This window comes from Massilia hydrophila (assembly GCF_020208145.1).
Lineage (GTDB): Bacteria > Pseudomonadota > Gammaproteobacteria > Burkholderiales > Burkholderiaceae_D > Telluria > Telluria hydrophila.
This window is the reverse complement of the sequence record NZ_JAHYBX010000001.1, coordinates 154353-174963: the sequence shown is the minus strand read 5'-3', so window position 1 is coordinate 174963 and position 20611 is coordinate 154353. Positions and strand designations below refer to the sequence as shown.

Below are 20611 nucleotides of genomic sequence, written 5' to 3'. Positions count from 1 at the left end.
ATGGCGACGCGATCGCGATCGACTCACACGCTGGCGCCACCGCCTCACCTTCACGACGCCGGCCCATGCCTGAACGCGGCGCTACAATGGCATTTTTTGCCCGGACCTGCATCCATGCTGACCACCGAACAACGCGAACAGTACCGGCGTGACGGCTTCCTTGTCCTCCCCGGCTTCAAGGGACCCGATGAGATCGCGGCATTGCGCCGGCGCGCCGAGGAAATCGTTGAGGCCTTCGACCCGGAAGAATCGCGCGCCATCTTTACTACCCGCGACCAGGAACGCGCCAGCGACGCCTGGTTCCTCGGCTCGGACAACACGGTGCGCTGCTTCTTCGAGGAAGAAGCCTTCGGCCCTGACGGCCAGCTGCGCCAGCCCAAGGCCCTGTCGATCAACAAGATCGGGCATGCGATGCACGACCTCGATCCCGTGTTCGAGGCGTTCACGCGTGATCCGACACTGGCCGCAGTGGCGCGCGATCTCGGCCTGGAGCAGCCGCAGGTCTGGCAATCGATGTACATCTTCAAGCAGCCCGGCATCGGCGGCGAAGTACGCTGGCACCAGGACGCCACCTTCTTCGACAGCGACCCGATTACCGTCACCACCTTCTGGTTCGCGCTGGAAGACGCGACCAGGGACAATGGCTGCCTGTGGGCCGAGCCGGGCGGCCACCGCGGCCCCTTGCGTGAATGCTTCCTGCGCGACGGCGACACCATCAGCATGGAAAAGCTGGACAGCACGCCCTGGCCCGACGACAGTACGGCAGTGCCGCTCGAAGCCGCGGCCGGCACCCTGGTCTGTTTTCACGGCCTGCTGCCCCACTACAGCGCGCCGAACCGGTCAACGGTCTCGCGCCATGCGTTCACGCTGCACGCCACCGATGCACGTGCAGCCTACTCGCCGCGCAACTGGATCCAGCGCGACGCCGGCTTCCCGGTGCGCGGTTTCGATCCAGATGCCTGAGCCCGGCTGCGCTGCTGGACGCGGATACATATGCATCATGTATCAGCTTTTTTACAATTCCAGCAAACAATTGCCGAATGGGTAAAGCTAGAATACTTTTTCCTATTCCAATTAAAATTCCAGGGGAAATATGATACGTCTGCCCATCGGGCTGGCCGCGCTGTGCCTCAGCGCCTCCGTTTTGGCCGCTCCGCCTTTCGATGACAAATTCCGTCAGCTCGATGAGCTGCTGCCGACGCCGGGTGCCGTGCGCACCGCCTCGGGTGCCCCGGGCCACGCCTACTGGCAGCAGCGCGCCGACTACCAGATGCGCGCCACGCTGGACGAGAACAAGCGTTCGCTCACCGGGTCGGGCAGCATCACGTACCACAACAATTCCCCCGACACGCTGAAGTACCTCTGGCTGCAACTGGACGAGAACATCTACAAGCCGGATTCGGCGGCCCGCAAGACCGCCACCCTGCCTTCGCGCGATGCCTGGCAGGCGCGCGGCGGCGATGGCGTGAAGTTCGACGCCATGCGCAACCTGTTCGAGGGGAACAACTTCGAAGGCGGCTTCAACATCCGCAACGTGCGCGACAGTGGCGGCCGTCCGCTGAAGTACACCATCAATGGCACCATGATGCGCATCGACCTGCCGCAGCCGCTGAAATCGGGCGCGAAGGTCTCGTTCAGCCTCGACTGGCACTACAACATCAACGAGCAGAAGATCCTCGGCGGCCGCTCGGGCTACGAGAAGTTCGACGACAAGAACGACCTGTTCGAGATCGCCCTGTGGTTCCCGCGCATGGCGGCCTACTACGACGTGTATGGCTGGCAGCACAAGCAGTTCCTGGGCGCTGGCGAATTCACGCTGGAATTCGGCGACTACGACGTCCAGATCACCGTGCCCTCGGACCACATCGTGGCTTCCACCGGCGAACTGCAGAATCCGGGCCAGGTGCTCACCGCCACCCAGCGCGAACGCCTGCGCCAGGCGCGCACGGCCAAGAAGCCGGTCCTGATCGTGACCCAGGCCGAGGCCGAAGCCGCCGAGAAAGGCCGCGCCACCAGCACCAAGACCTGGCACTTCAAGGCCAGGAACGTGCGTGACTTCGCTTTCGCCTCGAGCCGCAAGTTCATCTGGGACGCCCAGGGGATCAAGTCGGGCCCGAACGAAGTGATGGCCATGTCCTACTACCCGAAAGAGGGTAACCCGCTGTGGGAACGCTACTCGACCCACGCGATCATCCACACCATCGAACAGTACAGCAAGTACTCCTTCGACTATCCGTACCCCACCGCGATTTCGGTGAACGGCCCGGTGGGCGGCATGGAATACCCCATGATCTCGTTCAACGGCCCGCGTCCCGTGAAGGACAAGAAAACCGGCGAACTGACCTACTCGAAGCGTACCAAGTACGGCCTGATCGGCGTGATCATCCACGAAGTGGGCCACAACTACTTCCCGATGATCGTCAACTCCGACGAGCGCCAGTGGACCTGGATGGACGAGGGCATCAACTCCTTCGTGCAGTCGCTGGCCCAGGAAGCCTGGGAAGAAGACTGGGACGAGATGCGCGGCCACCCGCGTTCGATCGTGCCCTACATGCGCACCCAGAACCAGGTGCCGATCATGACCAACTCCGAGTCGCTGCTGCAGTTCGGTAACAACGCCTACGCCAAGCCGGCCGCCGCGCTGAACGTGCTGCGCGAAACCATCCTCGGCCGCGAACTGTTCGACTTCGCCTTCAAGGAATACGCCGAGCGCTGGAAGTTCAAGCGCCCGACCCCGGCCGACTTCTTCCGCACGATGGAAGACGCCTCCGGCACGGACCTCGACTGGTTCTGGCGCGGCTGGTTCTACACCACCGACGCGGTGGACGTGAGCGTGGACGGCATCACCGAGTACACGATGAGCAGCAAGGACCCGGAAGTCGAGAAGGCCTGGCAGCGCGCGCGCAAGCAGGAAGAGCCGATCTCGGTCACCGACCAGCGCAACAAGGGCATGGAACGCCGCGTCGACCGCTTCCCGGAACTGAAGGACTTCTACAACGAGCATGACGACTTCACGGTCACCAACAAGGACCGCAACAAGTTCAACGAAACCGTCGCCGGCCTGGAAGACTGGGAAAAGAACCTGCTCAAGGAAGGCAAGCACTTCTACCTGGTCGACTTCAGCAACAAGGGTGGCCTGGTCACGCCGCTGATCGTCGAACTCGAACTCAAGAGCGGCAAGAAGGTCATCGAGCGCATCCCGGCCGAAGTGTGGCGCTATTCGCCGAAGAAGGTCACCAAGCTCTTCATCACCGACGAGCCGGTCGTCGGCCTGACCCAGGACCCGTACTGGGAAACCGCCGACATCGACGTCAGCAACAACGCCTGGCCGGCCAAGCCGACCCCGTCGCGCCTGGAGCTGTTCAAGACCAACCGTGACGCGGGCGGCAACCTGATGCGCGACTTCAACACCAAGCTGGCGCCGCCGAAAGCGGCCGGCCAGAAGGACGAGGCGCCGAAGGCCGAGTAAGCCATCTTCGACACCCGGGCGGACCACCGCCCATCACCGGCAGGGCCACGTGCCCTGCCGTTTCTTTATCGACGACGACCGATCAGCATGACACTCAAACCACTGCAGGCCGCCCTGGCTGTCCTTTTCCTGGCCGGCAGCGCGCACGCCGCGCCCGCCTTCGACGACAAGTTCCGCCAGCTCGACGAGCTGCTGCCGACCCCGAACGAGACCCGCACCGCTTCCGGCGCGCCGGGCCACCGCTACTGGCAGCAGCGCGCCGACTACCGGCTGCGTGCCAGCCTCGATGAGGACAAGCGCGTCATCACGGGATCGGGCAGCGTCACCTACACCAACAATTCCCCGGACGCCCTGAACTACCTGTGGGTGCAGCTGGACCAGAACATGTTCCGCGCCGATTCGGACAACCGCCGCATTTCGACCTTGCCCTCGCGCGACGCCTGGCAGGCGCGCGGCGGCGACGGCGTCAAGTTCGACAGCCTGAAGGCCACCCTCAGCCAGCAGCGCTTCGAAGGCGGCATCCAGGTCAGCAGCGTGACGGGCAGCGACGGCCGCGCGCTGCGCCACACGGTCAACAAGACCATGATGCGGATCGACCTGCCGCAGCCGCTGAAGCCGGGCGCGCGCACCACCTTCAACCTGGCCTGGACCTTCAAGGTCCCCGAGGCGAACGTGGTTGGCCGCCGCACCGGATTCGAAAAATTCGACGATGGCAACGACATCTACCTGTCGGCCCAGTGGTTCCCGCGCATGGCGGCCTACTACGACGTCAAGGGCTGGCAGCACAAGCAGTACATGGGCGACGGCGAATTCACGCTGGAGTTCGGCGACTACGACGTGCAGCTGACCGTCCCGGCCGACCATATCGTCGCCTCCACCGGCGAGCTGCAGAATGCGAGTGCGGTCCTGAGCGCGGCCCAGCGCGAGCGCCTGCAGCAGGCCAGGACCGCCAGGAAGCCGGTGATCATCGTCACCCAGGCAGAGGCGGAAGCCGCCGAGAAGAATCGCTCAGCTGCCAAAAACAAGGCAACCAAGACCTGGCACTTCAAGGCCAGGGACGTGCGCGACTTCGCTTTTGCATCGAGCCGCAAGTTCATCTGGGATGCCCAGGCCATCAAGAGCGGCGACAAGGACGTGCTGGCCATGTCCTATTACCCGAAAGAGGGCAACCCGCTGTGGGAGCGCTACTCGACGGCGGCCGTGATCCACACCATCGAGCAGTACAACAAGTATTCCTTCGACTACCCCTACCCGACCGCGATCTCGGTGAACGGCTCGATCGGCGGCATGGAATACCCGATGATCTCGTTCAACGCCGGGCGCCCGGTGAAGGACAAGAAGACCGGCGAGATCACCTATTCGAAGGGCACCAAGTATGGCCTGATCAGCGTGATCATCCACGAGGTCGGCCACAACTACTTCCCGATGATCGTCAACTCGGACGAGCGCCAGTGGACCTGGATGGACGAGGGCCTGAACAGCTTCCTGCAGTTCCTGGCCGAGGAAGCCTGGGAAGACAACTACCCGTCGCGCCGCGGCGAGGCGCGCAACATCGTCGACTACATGCGCAGCACCAACCAGGTGCCGGTGATGACCAATGCCGAGTCCACCCTCCAGCGCGGCAACAACGCCTACGCCAAGCCGGCTACCGCCCTGAACATCCTGCGCGAGACCATCCTCGGCCGCGAGCTGTTCGACTTCGCCTTCAAGGAATACGCCGAGCGCTGGAAGTTCAAGCGCCCGACCCCGGCCGACTTCTTCCGCACGATGGAAGACGCTTCCGGCACGGACCTCGACTGGTTCTGGCGCGGCTGGTTCTATACCACCGACGCGGTGGACGTGAGCGTGGACGGCATCACCGAATACACGATGAGCAGCAAGGACCCGGAAGTCGAAAAGGCCTGGCAGCGTGCCCGCAAGCAGGAAGAAGCGATGTCGATCATCGACCAGCGCAACAAGGGCATGCAGCGCCGCGTCGACCGTTATCCGGAGCTGAAGGATTTCTATAACGAGCACGACGACTTCACGGTCACCAACAAGGACCGCAACAAGTTCAATGAAACCGTGGCCGGCCTGGAAGACTGGGAAAAGAACCTGCTCAAGGAAGGCAAGCACTTCTACCTGGTCGACTTCAGCAACAAGGGTGGCCTGGTCACTCCCTTGATCGTCGAACTCGAACTGAAGAGCGGCAAGAAAGTCATCGAGCGCATTCCGGCCGAAGTGTGGCGCTATTCGCCGAAGAAGATCACCAAGCTCTTCATCACCGACGAGCCGGTCGTCGGCCTGACCCAGGACCCGTACTGGGAAACCGCCGACATCGACGTCAGCAACAACTCCTGGCCGGCCAAGCCGACCCCGTCGCGCCTGGAGCTGTTCAAGACCAACCGTGACGCGGGCGAGAACCTGATGCGCGACTTCAACACCAAGCTGGCGCCGCCGAAAGCGCCGGCCACCGCCACGAAGGCCGAATGATGTTCATGCTGCGTCTGAAAACCCTGTTCGCCGCCGCGCTGCTGTGCGTGAGCGCGGCGGCGGGCGCGCACCGCTTCCACATGGGGATCACCGAGCTCGCGTTCAACGAACGCACCCGCAGCACGGAGATCGTCCACACCTACATGGCGCACGACATCGAAGCGCTCCTGATGAACACCTACGGGCGCCAGTTCGACCTGACCGATCCGGAAGACCAGGCCGTGCTGCGCAAGTACGTCGAGGGACGCTTCTGGCTCAAGGGCCCGGACGGGGCGCGCCTGCCGGTGCGCTGGGTCGGCATGACGGCCGATTCGCAAAGCGTCGTGATCTACCAGGAGCTGGAGAACACGCCGCTGTCGAAGACAGCCGCGATCCACCAGGGCGTGCTGGTCGACTTCCTGCCGGACCAGGTCAACACCGTCAACCTCAACAACGCGGGCGCGATCCGCTCGCTGACTTTCACCCAGGCCGCTGTCGAACAGCCGGCGCAACAAGACACACCCTGATGCCGCTTCGCTCCACCCGTACCCCCATCGCCTGCGCGGTTTGCGCACTGTTCGTCCACCTGCCGGCGCTGGCCGACGATTTCGTCTTGCAACGCGTGCTGGTCGAAGGCTCGCGCAGCAGCCAGATCGGCATGACCGATTCGGCCAGCTCCGGCAGCGTCGGCAGCAAGGACCTGGCCAACCGCACCGTCTACCGCCCCGGCGAACTGCTGGAAGCGACACCCGGCCTGATCGCCAGCCAGCATAGCGGCGAAGGCAAGGCCAACCAGTTCTACCTGCGCGGCTTCAACCTGGACCACGGCACCGACCTCGCCACCTGGGTCGACGGCATGCCGGTCAACCAGCGCAGCCATGCGCACGGCCAGGGCTGGACCGACCTGAACTTCCTGATCCCGGAAATCGTCACCCGCCTCGACTACCGCAAAGGACCTTACTCGGCCACGGACGGCGATTTCTCTTCGGCCGGCAAGGCCTCGCTCGCCTACGCCAACCGGCTGGTGGCGCCGCTCGCTGCCGTCACGCTGGGCCAGGACCGGTATGCGCGCAGCGTGCTGGCCGGTTCGCCGGAACTGGCCGGTGGCCACCTGCTGTACGCGCTGGAACTGATGAAGAACGACGGGCCCTGGACCCGCCCCGATGGCTACCGCAAGATCAACGCCGTGCTGCGCTACAGCCGCGGCTACGCCAACAATGGCTGGACCGTGACCGCCATGCACTACCGCGGCCACTGGAACGCCACCGACCAGATCCCGCTGCGCGCGGTGGCAAGCGGCCAGCTGGGACGCTTCGACGCCCTCGACACCAGCGACGGCGGCGAGGCCGAGCGCAGCAGCCTGTCGGGCAGCTGGCGCCGCACCACCGAGGACACGGCGAGCAGCTTGAGCGCCTACCTGATCCGCAACCAGCTCGACCTGTACTCGAACTTCACCTACTTCCTGAACGACCCGGTCAACGGCGACCAGTTCGCCCAGCCGGACCGGCGCGTGACGGCGGGACTGGACGGCAGCCATACCTGGCACGCCTACAAGAGCGCGGACGGCGCCATGGCCTCGGACATGACGGTCGGCTTCCAGCTCCAGAACGACAACATCTTCAACGCTTTGCACGACACGCGCGCGCGCCGGCGCCTGGCGACCACGCGCGAAGACCACATCGTCGAAGGCAGCGCCGCCGTTTACCTGGAAAACGCCACCATGTGGAGCCCGGCCCTGCGCACGGTGGTGGGCGTGCGCGCCAATGGCTACCGCTTCGATGTCGACAGCGACCGCGCGGAAAATACCGGCCGCGCGCGCGATTCCCTGCTGACGCCTTCGCTGAGCGTGGCCTATGGCCCATGGCAGCACACCGAGCTGTACTTCAACTATGGCCACGGCTTCCACAGCAACGATGCGCGCGGCACCGTGGCGGGCATCGATCCAAAGTCCGGCGATGCGGTCGAGCGCACCCCGGGCCTGGTGCGCTCGCGTGGCCTGGAGCTGGGCCTGCGCACGGTGGCGATCCCGAAGACGGAAACCACGGTATCGGTCTACCGCCTCGACTTCGATTCGGAGCTGACCTATATCGGCGACGCCGGCAACACGGAAGCGGGCGATCCGAGCCGGCGCTACGGCGTCGAGCTGTCGAACAGCGTGCGCGCCAACAAATGGCTGACGCTGAACTTCGACGCGGCCTACGCGCGCGCCCGTTCGCGCGGCGGCGAAGCCGGTGGCCAGCGCATCCCCGGCGCGGTCGAGGGTGTGGCCCAGGCCGGGCTGACGGTGGAGCGCATGGGCCCGTGGTCGGGCGCACTGCGCCTGCGCTATTTCGGTCCGCGACCGCTCGTCGAGGACAATAGCGTGCGCTCGCGCGCCAGCCTGACGCTCAACGGCCGCATCGGCTACCGGATCGGCAAGGACATGCGCATCGAACTGGAAGGCTTCAACCTGACCAACCGGCGCGATTCGGCGATCGACTACTATTACGAATCGCGCCTGGCGAACGAGGCGCAGGCCGTCGAAGACATCCATTTCCACCCGATCGAGCCACGCTCCTTCCGCCTCAGCTTCAGCAAGAACTGGTAGGGCCCGGGCCGGCGGCGTGGAAAAATGCTACGCTAGCCGGATGACGACACCTGAACTTCCCTACACCGATCCCTCGCAGCTGGCGCAGGCCATATGCAGCGAGGGCTATGCCCTGCTGCGTCCCGCCGACCTGGCGCGCCTGGCCGGCTGCACGCTCGACGAGCTGCAGTCGCTGGCGCCGAGCTGGGACCGGCTCGAGCTCGACAATTACCTGAAGGACGGCGGCCGCTACCGGCGGCGCCGCCATTCCTGCTTCATCCACGAAAGCGACGAGGGCGGCGATGCCCTGGTGCAGGTGCCGCACCGGCCGCACTGGCAGCCGGTCGAGTACAACGCCCTGCACGGCGGCATGCAGCGCCTGTTCGCGCCGGTCGAGCCGCAGACGGCTGCCAACCCGGCCTGGGCACGCCTGCTGCGCGCGCTGGGCGACGTCTGCTCGCACGTGCGCGGGCGCCATACCTGGTACGTGGAAGCGCACCAGTTCCGCATCGACACCGCAGACGGTATCGGCCGCCCGACGCCGGAAGGCGCGCACCGCGACGGCGTCGATTTCGTCGCCGTGATCCTGGTCGGGCGCCACGACATCAAGGGCGGCGAGACCCGCGTGTTCGAGGCCGGCGGCCCGGCCGGCAAGCGCTTCACGATGGAGGAGCCGTGGACCCTGCTGCTGCTCGACGATGCCGCCGTCATCCACGAATCGACGCCGATCCAGCCGCTCGGCGAACACGGCTACCGCGACACGCTGGTGCTGACCTGGCGCGCGGGCGCCTTCCAGGGCGCCGACGTCGCCTGGACCCTGCCTCCCTGAACGCGCAGGCGCGTTTCCCCAAAAAAGCGCCCGCGCAGCTTGCGGCTGGCGGGCGATAATCCAATTTTCGGAGAAAACTGGAGGAGACGCCTCCAATATAGCGCGATTTTTTGTGCGCTGCAACACCGCATGTAGGGTGGGCGGGTTCCCCGCCCACGCGAACAAACCACGGTACTGCAGCCCGCTCGGCCATTCATCTTCCAAAGATCGCCGCGTGGGCGGGAGACCCGCCCACCCTACGAATAGCGATCAGGCGCTGCTTCGGCAGGGATTGTTGCACCGCGCAATCACCATCGCATTATCCAAGCGAACGAGACAGCGGCCAGGCAAACACATGAATCGTGCATGCATTGCATCTTTGCTACACTTAACAGCTTGATCCGGAGCTTAACGACGACCATGCCTACCCTGCGCCGCCTCCCCCTGACGATTCCCCTTCCACTGGCCGCCGCCGCCGGCGCAACGCTCTGCTTCGCCATCGCCCTGGCCCTGCCCACGCGCGCCACCGCGAAGGACGAGAAGGCGGCCGCGCCGACCCCGGCGCTGACCGTCTCCACCGGCCAGCCTTCGACCACCACCCTGCCGCTCGGCCTGGGCGCCAACGGCAGCGTGGCCGCCTGGCAGGAAGCCGTCATCGGCAGCGAATCGAATGGCCTGCGCCTGAGCGAGGTGCGGGTGAACGTGGGCGACGTCGTCAAGAAGGGACAAACCCTGGCCGTATTCGCCAGCGAGACCGTGCGCGCCGATGTCGAACAGGCCAAGGCGGCACTGGCCGAGGCGCAGGCCAACCTGGGCGCGGCCCGTGCCGACGCCGGCCGCGCGCGTGCGCTGCGCAGTTCCGGCGCGCTGAGCGAGCAGCAGGTCACCCAGCTCCTGACCGCCGAGCGCACCGCCCAGGCACGCGTCAGCGCGGCCCAGGCCACCCTGTCCCAGCAGCAGCTGCGGCTGCGCCAGGCCACCGTGGTGGCGCCGGACAGCGGCATCATTTCGGCGCGCAGCGCCACCGTCGGCGCGGTCACCGGACCGGGCACCGAGCTGTTCCGCATGATCCGCCAGGGCCGCCTGGAGTGGCGCGCCGAAGTCACCTCGAACGACCTGGGACGCATCAAGCCGGGCATGCGCGCGACCGTGCGCGCCGCCAGCGGAGGCGAGATCGCCGGCAAGGTGCGCACGGTGGCGCCGACCGTCGACCCGCAGACCCGCCTGGCCCTGGTCTACGTCGACCTGCCGCCTTCCCTGTCGGCCAACGCGCCGCTCAAGGCCGGCATGTTCGCCAGCGGCCGCTTCGACCTGGGCGCGACCAACGCCCTCACCGTGCCGCAGGGAGCGATCGCCGTGCGCGACGGCTTCAGCTACGTATTCCGCCTCAACCGCGACAGCCGCGTGAGCCAGCTGAAGGTCACGACCGGCCGCCGCCTCGGCGACCGGGTCGAGATCACCGCCGGGCTGGCGGCCGGCACCCCGATCGTGGTCAGCGGCGCGGGCTTCCTGAACGACGGGGATCTGGTGCGCAATGTTCCGCCGCCGGCAGCGCCTGCGGCACCGGCGGCGCCGCGCCAGGCGGCGCGCTGAGCGGAGAGCCTTCATGAACTTTTCCGCCCTGTCGATCCGCAACCCGATCCCTGCGATCATGCTGTTCGTCCTGCTGACCTTTGCAGGGCTGCTGGCCTTCAATGCCAACAAGGTCCAGGATTTCCCGGACATCGAACTGCCTATTGTTACCGTCACGGCCACGCTGGAAGGCGCGGCACCCGCCCAGCTCGAAACCGAGGTGGCGCGCAAGATCGAGGATTCGGTCGCGACCCTGCAAGGGGTCAAGAACATCTACACCAATGTGCTGGACGGGGTGGCCACCATTACCGTCGAGTTCATCCTCGAGAAGGACCTGGCCGAAGCGGTGAACGACGTGCGCGACGCCGTGGCGCGGGTGCGCGCCGACCTGCCGGCCGAGCTGCGCGACCCGAGCGTGACCAAGGCCGCCACCGCCGGCCGCGTGGTGGCGACCTTCATCGCCAGCCCGGCGCCTGGCGCCGGCAGCGCCATGGACGAGCAGGCGCTGAGCTGGTTCATCGACGACGACGTTTCCAAGCGCCTGCTGAGCGTACCGGGCCTGGGCGCGGTCAAGCGGGTGGGCGGCGTGACCCGCGAAGTGCGGGTCGAACTGGACGACCAGCGCATGGCCGCGCTGCAGGTATCGGCGCTGGACGTGTCGCGCCAGCTGCGCCAGGTGCAGCGCGAAGCGGCCGGCGGCCGTGGCGACGTCGGCGGCGCGGAGCAGTCGGTGCGCACCATCGCCACCGTGCAGTCGGCCCAGGAACTGGCGCAGATGGACATCCCCTTGCCCGACGGCCGCCACGTGAAGCTGGCACAGGTGGCCACCGTCACCGATACCGTGTCCGAACCGCGCGCGCTGGCCGAGTACGATGGCCGCAAGGTGGTCGGCTTCGAGGTGTTCCGCACCCGCGGCGCAGGTGAGGTGGACGTGGCCGAGGGCGCGCGCGCGGCCGTCGCCGAACTGCAGAAGGAACACCCGAACGTGGTGCTGCGCCAGGTGGTCGACAATTCGGCGCCGGTCGAGGAAAACTTCGACGCCTCGATGGAGATGCTGTACGAAGGCGCGGTACTGGCGGTGCTGGTGGTGTGGTGGTTCCTGCGCGACTGGCGCGCCACGCTGGTCGCCGCCGCCGCGCTGCCGCTGTCGGTGATCCCCGCCTTCCTCGGCATGTACTTCTTCGGCTACACCCTGAACATGGTGACCCTGCTGTCGCTGGCGCTGGTGATCGGGGTGCTGGTGGACGATGCCATCGTCGAGATCGAGAACATCTCGCGCCACCTGCGCATGGGCAAGACCCCAATGCAGGCGGCGCTGGAGGCGGCCGACGAGATCGGGATGGCGGTGATCGCCACCACCTTCTCGCTGGTGGCCGTGTTCCTGCCGACCGCCTTCATGAGCGGCATTGCCGGCAAGTTCTTCAAGCAGTTCGGCTGGACCGCGGTGCTGGCCATCCTGGCCTCGCTGGTGGTGGCACGCCTGCTGACACCGATGATGGCGGCCTACCTGCTCAAGCCGGCCAAGCACCTCGGCGAGGAAAAGGACGGCCCGCTGATGCGCCGCTACATGCGCGCGATGCAGTGGTGCCTGCGCCACCGCATGGTCACGGCCATCGCCTCGGCGCTGTTCTTCGTGGGCTCGATCGCGCTGGTGCCCTTGCTGCCGACCGGCTTCGTGCCGCCGGGCGACCGTTCGCAGACCCAGGTCACGGTCGAGCTGCCGCCGGGCTCCACGCTGGCCGAAACGCATGCGGTGGCGGAACAGGCCAGGATCGCGGCCATGCGCGTGGCCGGCGTCGAGCACGTGTTCAGTTCGATCGGCGGCGGCTCCAGCGGCGACGCCTTCGCCCCGGGCGCCGCTGCCGAGGCGCGGCGCGCCGTCCTGACCGTGACCACGATCGAGCGTAGCGAGCGAGACTTCGGTTTGTCGAGCATCGAGCGCGAGCTGCGCGCCAAAATGGCGCAGATCCCCGGTGCGCGCTTCAACGTCGGCGCCAACGACACCGGCACCAAGATGCAGCTGGTGCTGCGCAGCGAAGACCCGCAGGCCCTGAGCGCCACCGCGCGCCAGGCCGAGCGCGAGCTGCGCACGCTGAAAAACATCGGCAACGTCAGCTCCAGCGCCTCGCTGGTGCGCCCGGAAATCATCGTGCGCCCAGACTTCGCGCGCGCGGCCGACCTGGGCGTGACCGCCGCCGCGATCGGCGAGACGGTGCGGGTGGCCACCGCCGGCGACTACGATATCTCGCTGGCCAAGATGAACCTGGCCGAACGCCAGGTGCCGATCCGCGTCAAGCTGCCGGACGCCGTGCGCTCCGACCTCGACGCCATCGGCCGGCTCACCGTGCCGGGCGCGCGCGGCCCGGTCATGCTGGCCAATGTGGCGACCATCACGATGGAAAGCGGCCCGGCCCAGATCGACCGCCTCAACCGCAGCCGCCAGGTGACGCTCGACGTCGAGCTGCAGGGCCGCTCGCTGGGCGAAGTCAACGACGAGGCGCGCGCCCTGCCGGTCTTCAAGAACCTGCCGCCGACAGTGCAGATCGCGGAACTGGGCGACGCCCAGGAGATGCAGACCCTGTTCGCCAGCTTCGGCATCGCCATGACCATCGGCGTGCTGTGCATCTATGGCGTGCTGGTGCTGCTGTTCAACGACTTCATGCAGCCGGCCACGATCCTGGCCGCGCTGCCGCTGTCGATCGGCGGCGCCTTCGTGGCCCTGCTGCTGACAAAAAGCTCGCTGTCGATGCCGACCATGATCGGCCTGATCATGCTGATGGGGATCGTGACCAAGAACTCGATCCTGCTGGTGGACTACGCGATCCTGGCACGCCAGGCCGGCATGAACCGCTTCGACGCCCTGGTCGACGCCTGCCACAAGCGTTCGCGCCCGATCGTGATGACGACCATCGCCATGGGTGCCGGCATGCTGCCGCTGGCGCTTGGCCTGTCGGGCGATCCGGCCTTCCGCTCGCCGATGGCGATCGCCGTGATCGGCGGCCTGATCACCTCGACGCTGCTGAGCCTGCTGGTAGTGCCGGCCGTGTTCACCTACGTGGACGACTTCGAGCACTTCATGAAGCGCCAGGCGGGGCGCCTGCGCCGCAAGGGCCCGCAGGCAGCGGCCAAGGCGCCAGCCTCCGACCCTGTCAAATAGGCGTGGCCCGGTGACTGGACCACGCTGCGCCGGCCGCGCGTTGCGCTGCTGCGTGGGCAGAAGGGCGGCCGATCGCGTTTGAACGACTGGCGCGCCTGCGCACACGCCGCCCTGGGCATGAAAAAACCCGGCCGGGCCGAAGCCCGCCGGGTTTTTTAATTTGCTGCCGCAGCTGGATCAGTCGCGGTAGTAGCGATACTCGCGGCGCTCCGAGCTGCTCGAACCACCCATCAGCTTGGCCAGCAGGAAGCCGACGCCCGCCGCGACCAGCAGGGCGGTGCCCGGGTTGGTCTTGACGTACTCGGTGCTCTTGGCCGAGTAGTTCTGGTAGGTTTCGCCCAGCTGGCCCTTGCGCTGGCCCAGGCTTTCCGATGCGCCGCTCAGCATGCCGCTGAGGCGGTCGACACCGGCGTGCGCGGTGCTGACGAGGCGGTCCACCAGCGGCTGCGCACCCTGCGCAAGCTGGTCGATTTTCTCGTGTGCCTTGTCCGGGGACATGTTGGCCATGGCGCCCTTCATGCCGCCGCCCGAGGACATCGAGTGGTCGCCGCTGGACGAGGAAGAGGACGAGGACGAGTCCGACTGCGCGCTGGCGCCGCCCATGCTGCCGCTGCTGCTGGCGGTGGTGCCGGAGCTGCCGCCGGTGCTGCTGCCGCTCATGCCGCTGCTGCCCATGCCGCTGCTGCCGCTGCCGCTCGAACCGAGGGCGCTGTTGCCGCTGCTGCCGGACGAGCCGCTCAGGCTGCCGCTGCTGCCGGCGCCGCTCGATGCCGACGAGCCGCTCTGCTTGTTCGTGCTGCTGCCCAGGTTGCCCGAGCTTTGTGCGCCGCTCTGCATGCTGCCGGAGTTGCTGGAGTTGCTGGTGCCGCCGGTCGCGCCGGTGCTGCTGGCGGTGGCCGGCTTGGCGCTGCTTGGCGAGGCGTTGGCGCTGCCGAGGCTGCTGCTCGACGAGCTGCTCTGGCTATTGCCCGAGACACCGCTACCCTGGCTCATGCCGGAATTCTGGCTCTTGCCGATGCTCGAACCCGCGCCCTCGCGGCTTGCGTCGCTGCCTTTTCCCTCGGTAGATTTCTGATTATCCATGATGTATCCCTCGTAAAAATGTAGACCAACGCGATTAGACCGTTACCCGACTATCACCACATTCTTCCTCGAATCCGCTGTGCACGGCGCGAGGAGACGAGAGTTGCCTGCGCTATCTCAAGATTGAATTTTGTTTCCTGCCAGGATCACCTTCTCTAGGATGTGACCTATAGCCAGCACAAAAAGTTCAACGTAGCGCGGGGCCTTGTGTCGTCGCTGCGTGAGCGGTCGCCTGTGGCGGTCCGGAAAATACGCGCAGTAGCAGACACTGCGTCGCGATACAAAAAATACAATAGCCCTGCCCGCTGGACCGTGCGCTGACTAACAGAGCCGGGGCATCCGTCTCCGGCACAGGACGAATCGAGGATGCCGCCCCTGCCGCTGTGCGTGCGGAAGGCGGCTGTGGAGGCCGACCGGATGGAGGCAGCCGCCTGGCGCGGGCCTTATTTCCTGGGCACGTAGTCCATGATGGCGCGCACCACTCGCGCGTCGCCGGCCAGGTCGAACTCCGGCATCGTCAGCGTGGTCGGCATCGCCTTGCACCATGCCACCCGCTCCGCGATCGGTGCAACGCTCAGCCTCATCACATACGGTTCGTTCTGGCGCTTGGCGTCGTCGGCGATGGCGTTGAGCTTCGCGTCCGAGAGCGCATCCTGGACCACGACGATCTTCTTCCGGGTCAGTGCGGCGTGGCGTTCTTCCCAGGTCGATGCCGCGCGCGTGGCGGCGGCCGCGGCATCCTTCGCGCCAGTGAAGTTGTCGCTTGCCAGCATGCCGCACAAGCGCTTGGCCGAGTGCACGATGATCTGCTTGTAATAGACACGCAGCGATGCGTCTACCGCCCACTGGGTGGCGGCCCTGGCGGGTCCGTCCTCCTGGGGCGCCGCGCGGCCGAGCGTCGTGACGACCGTATGGGCCGACGGCGGCGGCGGCCGGTCGGTGTAGCCGATTTTCCCGTCTGGTCCGACGACCTTGTAGACGGTCTGGGCCTGGCACAGGCCCGCCAGGAAGAGCGCTGCAAAGCCGAGAGTCCGATGGGCCATGGTTCTTCAGAAAAGGGGAATGCGTCTTCGCATTACACCACGCTTCAAGAAAAAAATTGCCAAATGAAAACTGGATGCGCCATTTTATGCACCACGGATCGCGCCCGGCCCAGCCAAAGAAAAAGGGCCACATGCAAGACATGTGACCCTTTTGTCTGGTGCCGCTGACCGGAATCGAACTGGTGACCTTCGCATTACGAATGAGAAGTTCCATGTATATCGACCTATTCAACAGTATCCATCATGGCCATGAAACTCTTTATTTTTCAGTAGCTTACAGTATTTTTCGTCCGCCCTTGTGTTGATGACGGTTGGCAAATATACTCATAGCTGGGTTACACAGCGGTTACACAGGGATTACACTCAGCTATATGGCCAAAATCAAATTCACTGCTGCGCGCGTCGACGGCTTCACTTGCCCGCCCAACAGCAAACAAGCATTCATGTGGGACGCCACCGCGCCATGCCTTGGCCTCCGCGTGGTATCCAGCGGGGCCAAGGCTTACGTCTTCCAAGCCAAGCTCAACAATCAAACCATCCGCACCACGATCGGCTCCCCGTCGACATGGGACATCGCCAGTGCGCAAGCAGAGGCGCGCCGCCTCAAGGTGCTGGTCGACAGCGGACACGACCCTAGGGTGCAGAAAGCCGAGCTTGTCGCTGAGCAGGCAGCGAAGCGCGACGCCAGCCGCCGTGCTGAGACGCCCGCGCGCGAAGCGTGGGACGCCTATATGACGGCCCGGAAGACCCGGTGGAGCGCCCGCACCCTGCTGGACCACCAGAGGCTGGTCGATCCGGGTGGCCGTCAAAAGACGCGTGGGCGCAAAAAGGGGGAGGGAGAGACCACCCTGCCCGGCGTGCTGGTCTCCGTGCTCGCCCGCCCTCTGCGTGACATCGACGCCGAATATGTGCGGAAATGGCTGAATGGTGAGACGCACAGGTCTACCGTGGCGATGAACGCTTTCGTGCGCTTGCGCGGGTTCCTGAACTGGTGCGCCATGCGGGCCGAGTACAAAACCGAAGTCAGCGCCAACGCGTGCGCTTCATGCGTGGCCAAGGACGAACTCCCCAAGCCCGCGGCGAAGTCGGATTGCCTCCAGCGCGAACAATTGGCCCCCTGGTTCAAACAAGTCCGGGAAATTCAGAACCCTGTCGCCAGCGCCTACCTGCAAGCCCTCCTGCTGACGGGCGCGCGTCGTGAGGAAATGGCTGGACTGCGCTGGACGGACGTGGACTTCAAGTGGGGCACGATGGTCTTGCAGGACAAGGTGGAGGCCAACCGGACGATTCCGTTGACGCCCTACGTGTCCGCGCTGTTGGATGCACTGCCGCGCACCAATGAGTGGGTATTCAGCAGCCGCTCCGCTGCCAGCGGACGCATCCAGGAGCCGCGCAAGGCCCATAACAATGCACTGGAAGCGGCCGAGCTGCCGCATGTGTCAATCCACGGCCTGCGCCGCTCGTTTGGCACGTTGAGCGAATGGGTGGAGTGCCCCGCGGGTGTGGTGGCACAGATCATGGGCCACAAGCCTAGCGCCATCGCGGAGAAGCATTACATCCGCCGCCCGATCGACCTGCTGCGGATGTGGCACACGAAGATTGAAGTGTGGATGCTTGCTCAGGCGGGGGTTGAAGTGCCGGTGATTAATGCTCGGCTGAGTGCCTGATTGGAAGAGATTCCCGCCGGCCCCGGCGGTACTTTCTCGTCTTATTGCAGGGCTTCGAGGGTGGGGGTGAAGCGCCAGGAATCTTTTTGTGTTTTGTCTCGCGTGATCCTGCCCTGCCCCTCCAACGCCTCGATGACGGCTTTGCGCTGGCTCTGGGTCGCATTCTTGTACGAACGGCAGCGATCACTCAAGGTCCCCTCCGCCACGCCGCATTTCTCGTCGATGTAGTATTTCTTGATGTACTCCAGCACCTTCGTCTCCAGCTCGGCGAATTTGCTGTCGAAGACATTCTTGCGCATGTCATTCAAGAACACGTCGGCAGCGTAGCTGACGATGTCCAGGGCGAGCTGCAAGTGCTCAACGCCGACTTCGGTTGCATGCGGATTGTCAGCCAAGGCCAAGGTCAACGCGACGCGCCCCGCATTCTCGACGGTGCGCGACATCATGTTGCTTGCCAGGCCATCAACGCCTGAATTCCTCCGTTCGCAGATAGCCAGCATGTGCGCATTGCGCAGCTCAAGTGCCTCAGCCGAGAACGGCACGTGCACCGGGCAATATGACTGGACACCGCGCAGATCCCCGCCGACACCCAGCTCCTTCTGGCGCAGTGCCACGCGCGATTTGATGGTCTCCAGCCATTCAATGACTACAGCCGGCACCGGCTCCTCTTTCTGCACGAAGTTCGGAGTCGGCACCCTGTCGGGCGCACGGAATGGCAACAGACGTGGCAAGAAGCCGTTGTCGACCGTGGCAGCACTCAGTGCGGCATAGAAGGTCGACGGAGTCGTCGCGCCGAAGATCGAAGGGCACGGGCTTTTGATGTCGGCTCGTTTGCGGGCGTCGGGGCCTGTCTGCTTGGCGTATTCCTGTCCCAAGAATTCAGTTCCGCCTTTGGTGTACAGATCCATGAGGATGGGTCCGATCGCCGCTTTGAAGCCCGCAGCCTTGAGGTCGAACACACCCTTGAGGTACTCGCCCAGTTCATCGATGACGAGGCAGCTTGCCGGATTACGTTCCAATGCAGCCAGCACGCCCCCTTGGCTAGTCGGGGCACCAGCACGTCGCTGATCGCCATAGACAGTGACAATGTCATTAACGCAGCGCAGCGCAGCTTCCTTACCAGTGGCGGTCGGCGCAATCAGCACCCAGTACATATTCGTGGAAGCCTGGCCCTGGCTCGTGAAATCGCGGGCCAGGACCGCGCCGCATGCCGCCAGGGCAATCGGCAGCACGAACGTCTCCTGGTAGTAGAAGGCACGATTCTGATACCAAGCTCCGATCTGCTGCATGACGGATGGGAGCCTCGCGAGGAAGTCAGTCACCCGGTTCTGTTTGGCCTGGACCTTGAGCCGGGCGTCGACTGCCGCAAGCCGCGCTTTTTCGAGAGCCTCCTGTTGTGCCAGTCGCAGGGCACCTTGGCTGGACTTCAGTGCGCTACGCACGATCGTCTCCACTTCGCTCAGCGGCAACGGGTCAACGCATTTGATTTCGTTTTCCTTGATCAGAGCCGCGCGGATGCTCTCTTCTGCCATCCCGGCGGCGACCAGATCGCCAGCGAGCTTGAACAAGGTCAGGTTGCGCCCGCCTTCGACGATCACGAGGGAGGATTCGCTCGTCGAGGAATTCAAGATGGCGACCGGCGCGGCATCGTTCACCCAGGCGTTGAGCAGCGCATCCGGCAAGACCGGCAACTTGGTGAAGTCGCCTGCGCCGCCCCACTTATATTCCGCGCCCGTCTTCGGATGGATCGTGGGCGGCAGCACATCCTGGCATCCGTCACCGTCGCTGGGGGCGCAACGGAACTCGATGATCATGGCGCCATTGCTTTTGATTTGCTTGGTGACGAGCGGCTTCACACCTTCCGGCAGGCGGTACAACAATTTGGTGCGATTCGGGCGCCCCGAAATGATCTGTACCGCGTCATCATCGGCGAGCAAGTCGCGCAACTCGATACCGCGTGCACCGAACCAAGCCTCCGCCGCCTGGAGGTCGTCGAGGTCGATTGCGCACGTACCCGAGAGGGTGTGGATCAGCCCAAGTCCGTGGTCACCGATCATGTTCTGTGTCAGGGGCTTGTTCTGCCACCCTTTTGACTTCGGGCCTTTGCTCCCCTTGGCAATGGGGCACAGACTGAAGCCGCACTCCTCCATGTACTGCTTTGCAAATTGCCGGGTGCGGTTAATTCGGGCCGTTGCCTCCGCCGCGGTGCGCGCCAAGTTGCTGACGGTCGAGGCTGCGGGGTCACCTTCCGAAGTGTTGGTCATCGTGCCGTGATCAATCATCACGCCGTTTTCTGCCACCTCGCTACCTTGCGGTTCGGCCAGCGGGCTGTAGGCGATCAGCAGGCTCATTAGGCGCACTCCATTTTCAGCAGGCGCAGGATGCCGTCGACCGGCCAGGCCAGGCGGCCCTGGACGCGGATAGGGCGAATCGGCCCGTTCTCGAAGCACGCCCACGAGCGGAGCGTTTGCGGGGCGCGGTTCAGCCAGAACGCTGCGCACGCGGTCGGGACGTGGGTGCGGGTTTCGCTGACAAGCGCGGGGTAGTGCGCTGCCGGTTTGGTCATTGCAGACATGTTTAGGTCCGTGTTGTTCAAGGAAACCAATTATTTGTCTGCCAAAAATAATTCGACTTCGTTTATTTTCGTTGTTTGCCGTCGACCACGGGGGGGTGGGGGGGGTGGGGGGGGAGGCCAAGGCCGCCCCCCCCTGTCGCACTCTCTAATAGGTCGATCCCTAAATTTTTTTGCGCCGATATTTCAAAAATTTAACAATTTGTAGTCTGCTGTTCATGTA

General features: G+C 65.1%; 13 protein-coding genes. 9 read left to right on the top strand and 4 right to left on the bottom strand.

Translation table 11 applies throughout. The annotated features are described in order from the left end of the window. Positions 1-114 precede the first annotated feature (114 nt). From LE190_RS00715 to LE190_RS00680, 8 genes are all read left to right on the top strand, one after another. Positions 115-963: a phytanoyl-CoA dioxygenase family protein gene (locus LE190_RS00715; RefSeq protein ID WP_225236924.1), complete on the top strand. Its 849-nt coding sequence runs from the start codon at positions 115-117 to the stop codon at positions 961-963. A gap of 130 nt (positions 964-1093) precedes the next feature. Continuing rightward, on the top strand, positions 1094-3469 hold the full coding sequence (locus LE190_RS00710; RefSeq protein WP_225236923.1) for a M1 family metallopeptidase: 2376 nt from the start codon (positions 1094-1096) through the stop codon (positions 3467-3469). Between the two features lie 87 nt (positions 3470-3556). Next, on the top strand, positions 3557-5941 hold the full coding sequence (locus LE190_RS00705) for a M1 family metallopeptidase (protein WP_225236922.1): 2385 nt from the start codon (positions 3557-3559) through the stop codon (positions 5939-5941). A gap of 5 nt (positions 5942-5946) precedes the next feature. Then, positions 5947-6447 carry a DUF6702 family protein gene (locus tag LE190_RS00700; protein ID WP_225236921.1) on the top strand — a complete coding sequence of 167 codons (501 nt, stop codon included), beginning with the start codon at positions 5947-5949 and terminating at the stop codon, positions 6445-6447. Then, the gene (locus LE190_RS00695) at positions 6447-8507 is read left to right on the top strand and encodes a TonB-dependent receptor (protein WP_225236920.1); all 2061 of its coding nucleotides are present in this window, start codon (positions 6447-6449) and stop codon (positions 8505-8507) included. The genes LE190_RS00700 and LE190_RS00695 overlap by 1 nt, the downstream gene beginning before the upstream one ends. 40 nt (positions 8508-8547) lie before the next feature. Beyond that, positions 8548-9315 carry a 2OG-Fe dioxygenase family protein gene (locus tag LE190_RS00690; protein WP_225236919.1) on the top strand — a complete coding sequence of 256 codons (768 nt, stop codon included), beginning with the start codon at positions 8548-8550 and terminating at the stop codon, positions 9313-9315. A 399-nt stretch (positions 9316-9714) separates the two neighbouring features. After that, positions 9715-10887: an efflux RND transporter periplasmic adaptor subunit gene (locus LE190_RS00685; RefSeq protein ID WP_225236918.1), complete on the top strand. Its 1173-nt coding sequence runs from the start codon at positions 9715-9717 to the stop codon at positions 10885-10887. Positions 10888-10900: 13 nt separating this feature from the next. Further along, complete coding sequence (locus tag LE190_RS00680) at positions 10901-14023, top strand: efflux RND transporter permease subunit (protein ID WP_225236917.1); 3123 nt, start codon at positions 10901-10903, stop codon at positions 14021-14023. A 177-nt stretch (positions 14024-14200) separates the two neighbouring features. Here LE190_RS00680 and LE190_RS00675 read toward each other — a convergent pair whose 3' ends face one another. Together LE190_RS00675 and LE190_RS00670 are read right to left on the bottom strand one after the other, a co-directional pair. Continuing rightward, entirely contained in the window at positions 14201-15106 is a 906-nt protein-coding gene (locus LE190_RS00675; RefSeq protein ID WP_225236916.1) for an ElaB/YgaM/YqjD family protein, read from the bottom strand. Between the two features lie 443 nt (positions 15107-15549). Further along, positions 15550-16149, bottom strand: a complete 600-nt coding sequence (locus LE190_RS00670; RefSeq protein WP_225236915.1) for a DUF4124 domain-containing protein — start codon at positions 16147-16149, stop codon at positions 15550-15552. Between the two features lie 371 nt (positions 16150-16520). Here LE190_RS00670 and LE190_RS00665 point away from each other — a divergent pair, with 371 nt between their 5' ends. Then, entirely contained in the window at positions 16521-17816 is a 1296-nt protein-coding gene (locus LE190_RS00665) for a tyrosine-type recombinase/integrase (RefSeq protein ID WP_225236914.1), read from the top strand. 41 nt (positions 17817-17857) lie between these two features. Here the strand turns inward: LE190_RS00665 and LE190_RS00660 are convergent, their stop codons facing one another. Beyond that, positions 17858-20167: a DUF3987 domain-containing protein gene (locus LE190_RS00660; protein WP_225236913.1), complete on the bottom strand. Its 2310-nt coding sequence runs from the start codon at positions 20165-20167 to the stop codon at positions 17858-17860. Further along, positions 20167-20391 carry a hypothetical protein gene (locus LE190_RS00655; protein WP_439847452.1) on the bottom strand — a complete coding sequence of 75 codons (225 nt, stop codon included), beginning with the start codon at positions 20389-20391 and terminating at the stop codon, positions 20167-20169. The genes LE190_RS00660 and LE190_RS00655 overlap by 1 nt, the downstream gene beginning before the upstream one ends. Between the last annotated feature and the right edge of the window lie 220 nt (positions 20392-20611).

Excerpts from the sequence above, each read along its gene's own strand:
- LE190_RS00715 (WP_225236924.1), top strand. The coding sequence starts at position 115 with ATGCTGACCACCGAACAACGCGAACAGTACCGGCGTGACGGCTTCCTT.
- LE190_RS00710 (WP_225236923.1), top strand. The coding sequence starts at position 1,094 with ATGATACGTCTGCCCATCGGGCTGGCCGCGCTGTGCCTCAGCGCCTCC.
- LE190_RS00705 (WP_225236922.1), top strand. The coding sequence starts at position 3,557 with ATGACACTCAAACCACTGCAGGCCGCCCTGGCTGTCCTTTTCCTGGCC.
- LE190_RS00700 (WP_225236921.1), top strand. The coding sequence starts at position 5,947 with ATGCTGCGTCTGAAAACCCTGTTCGCCGCCGCGCTGCTGTGCGTGAGC.
- LE190_RS00695 (WP_225236920.1), top strand. The coding sequence starts at position 6,447 with ATGCCGCTTCGCTCCACCCGTACCCCCATCGCCTGCGCGGTTTGCGCA.
- LE190_RS00690 (WP_225236919.1), top strand. The coding sequence starts at position 8,548 with ATGACGACACCTGAACTTCCCTACACCGATCCCTCGCAGCTGGCGCAG.
- LE190_RS00685 (WP_225236918.1), top strand. The coding sequence starts at position 9,715 with ATGCCTACCCTGCGCCGCCTCCCCCTGACGATTCCCCTTCCACTGGCC.
- LE190_RS00680 (WP_225236917.1), top strand. The coding sequence starts at position 10,901 with ATGAACTTTTCCGCCCTGTCGATCCGCAACCCGATCCCTGCGATCATG.
- LE190_RS00675 (WP_225236916.1), bottom strand. The coding sequence starts at position 15,106 with ATGGATAATCAGAAATCTACCGAGGGAAAAGGCAGCGACGCAAGCCGC.
- LE190_RS00670 (WP_225236915.1), bottom strand. The coding sequence starts at position 16,149 with ATGGCCCATCGGACTCTCGGCTTTGCAGCGCTCTTCCTGGCGGGCCTG.
- LE190_RS00665 (WP_225236914.1), top strand. The coding sequence starts at position 16,521 with ATGGCCAAAATCAAATTCACTGCTGCGCGCGTCGACGGCTTCACTTGC.
- LE190_RS00660 (WP_225236913.1), bottom strand. The coding sequence starts at position 20,167 with ATGAGCCTGCTGATCGCCTACAGCCCGCTGGCCGAACCGCAAGGTAGC.
- LE190_RS00655 (WP_439847452.1), bottom strand. The coding sequence starts at position 20,391 with ATGTCTGCAATGACCAAACCGGCAGCGCACTACCCCGCGCTTGTCAGC.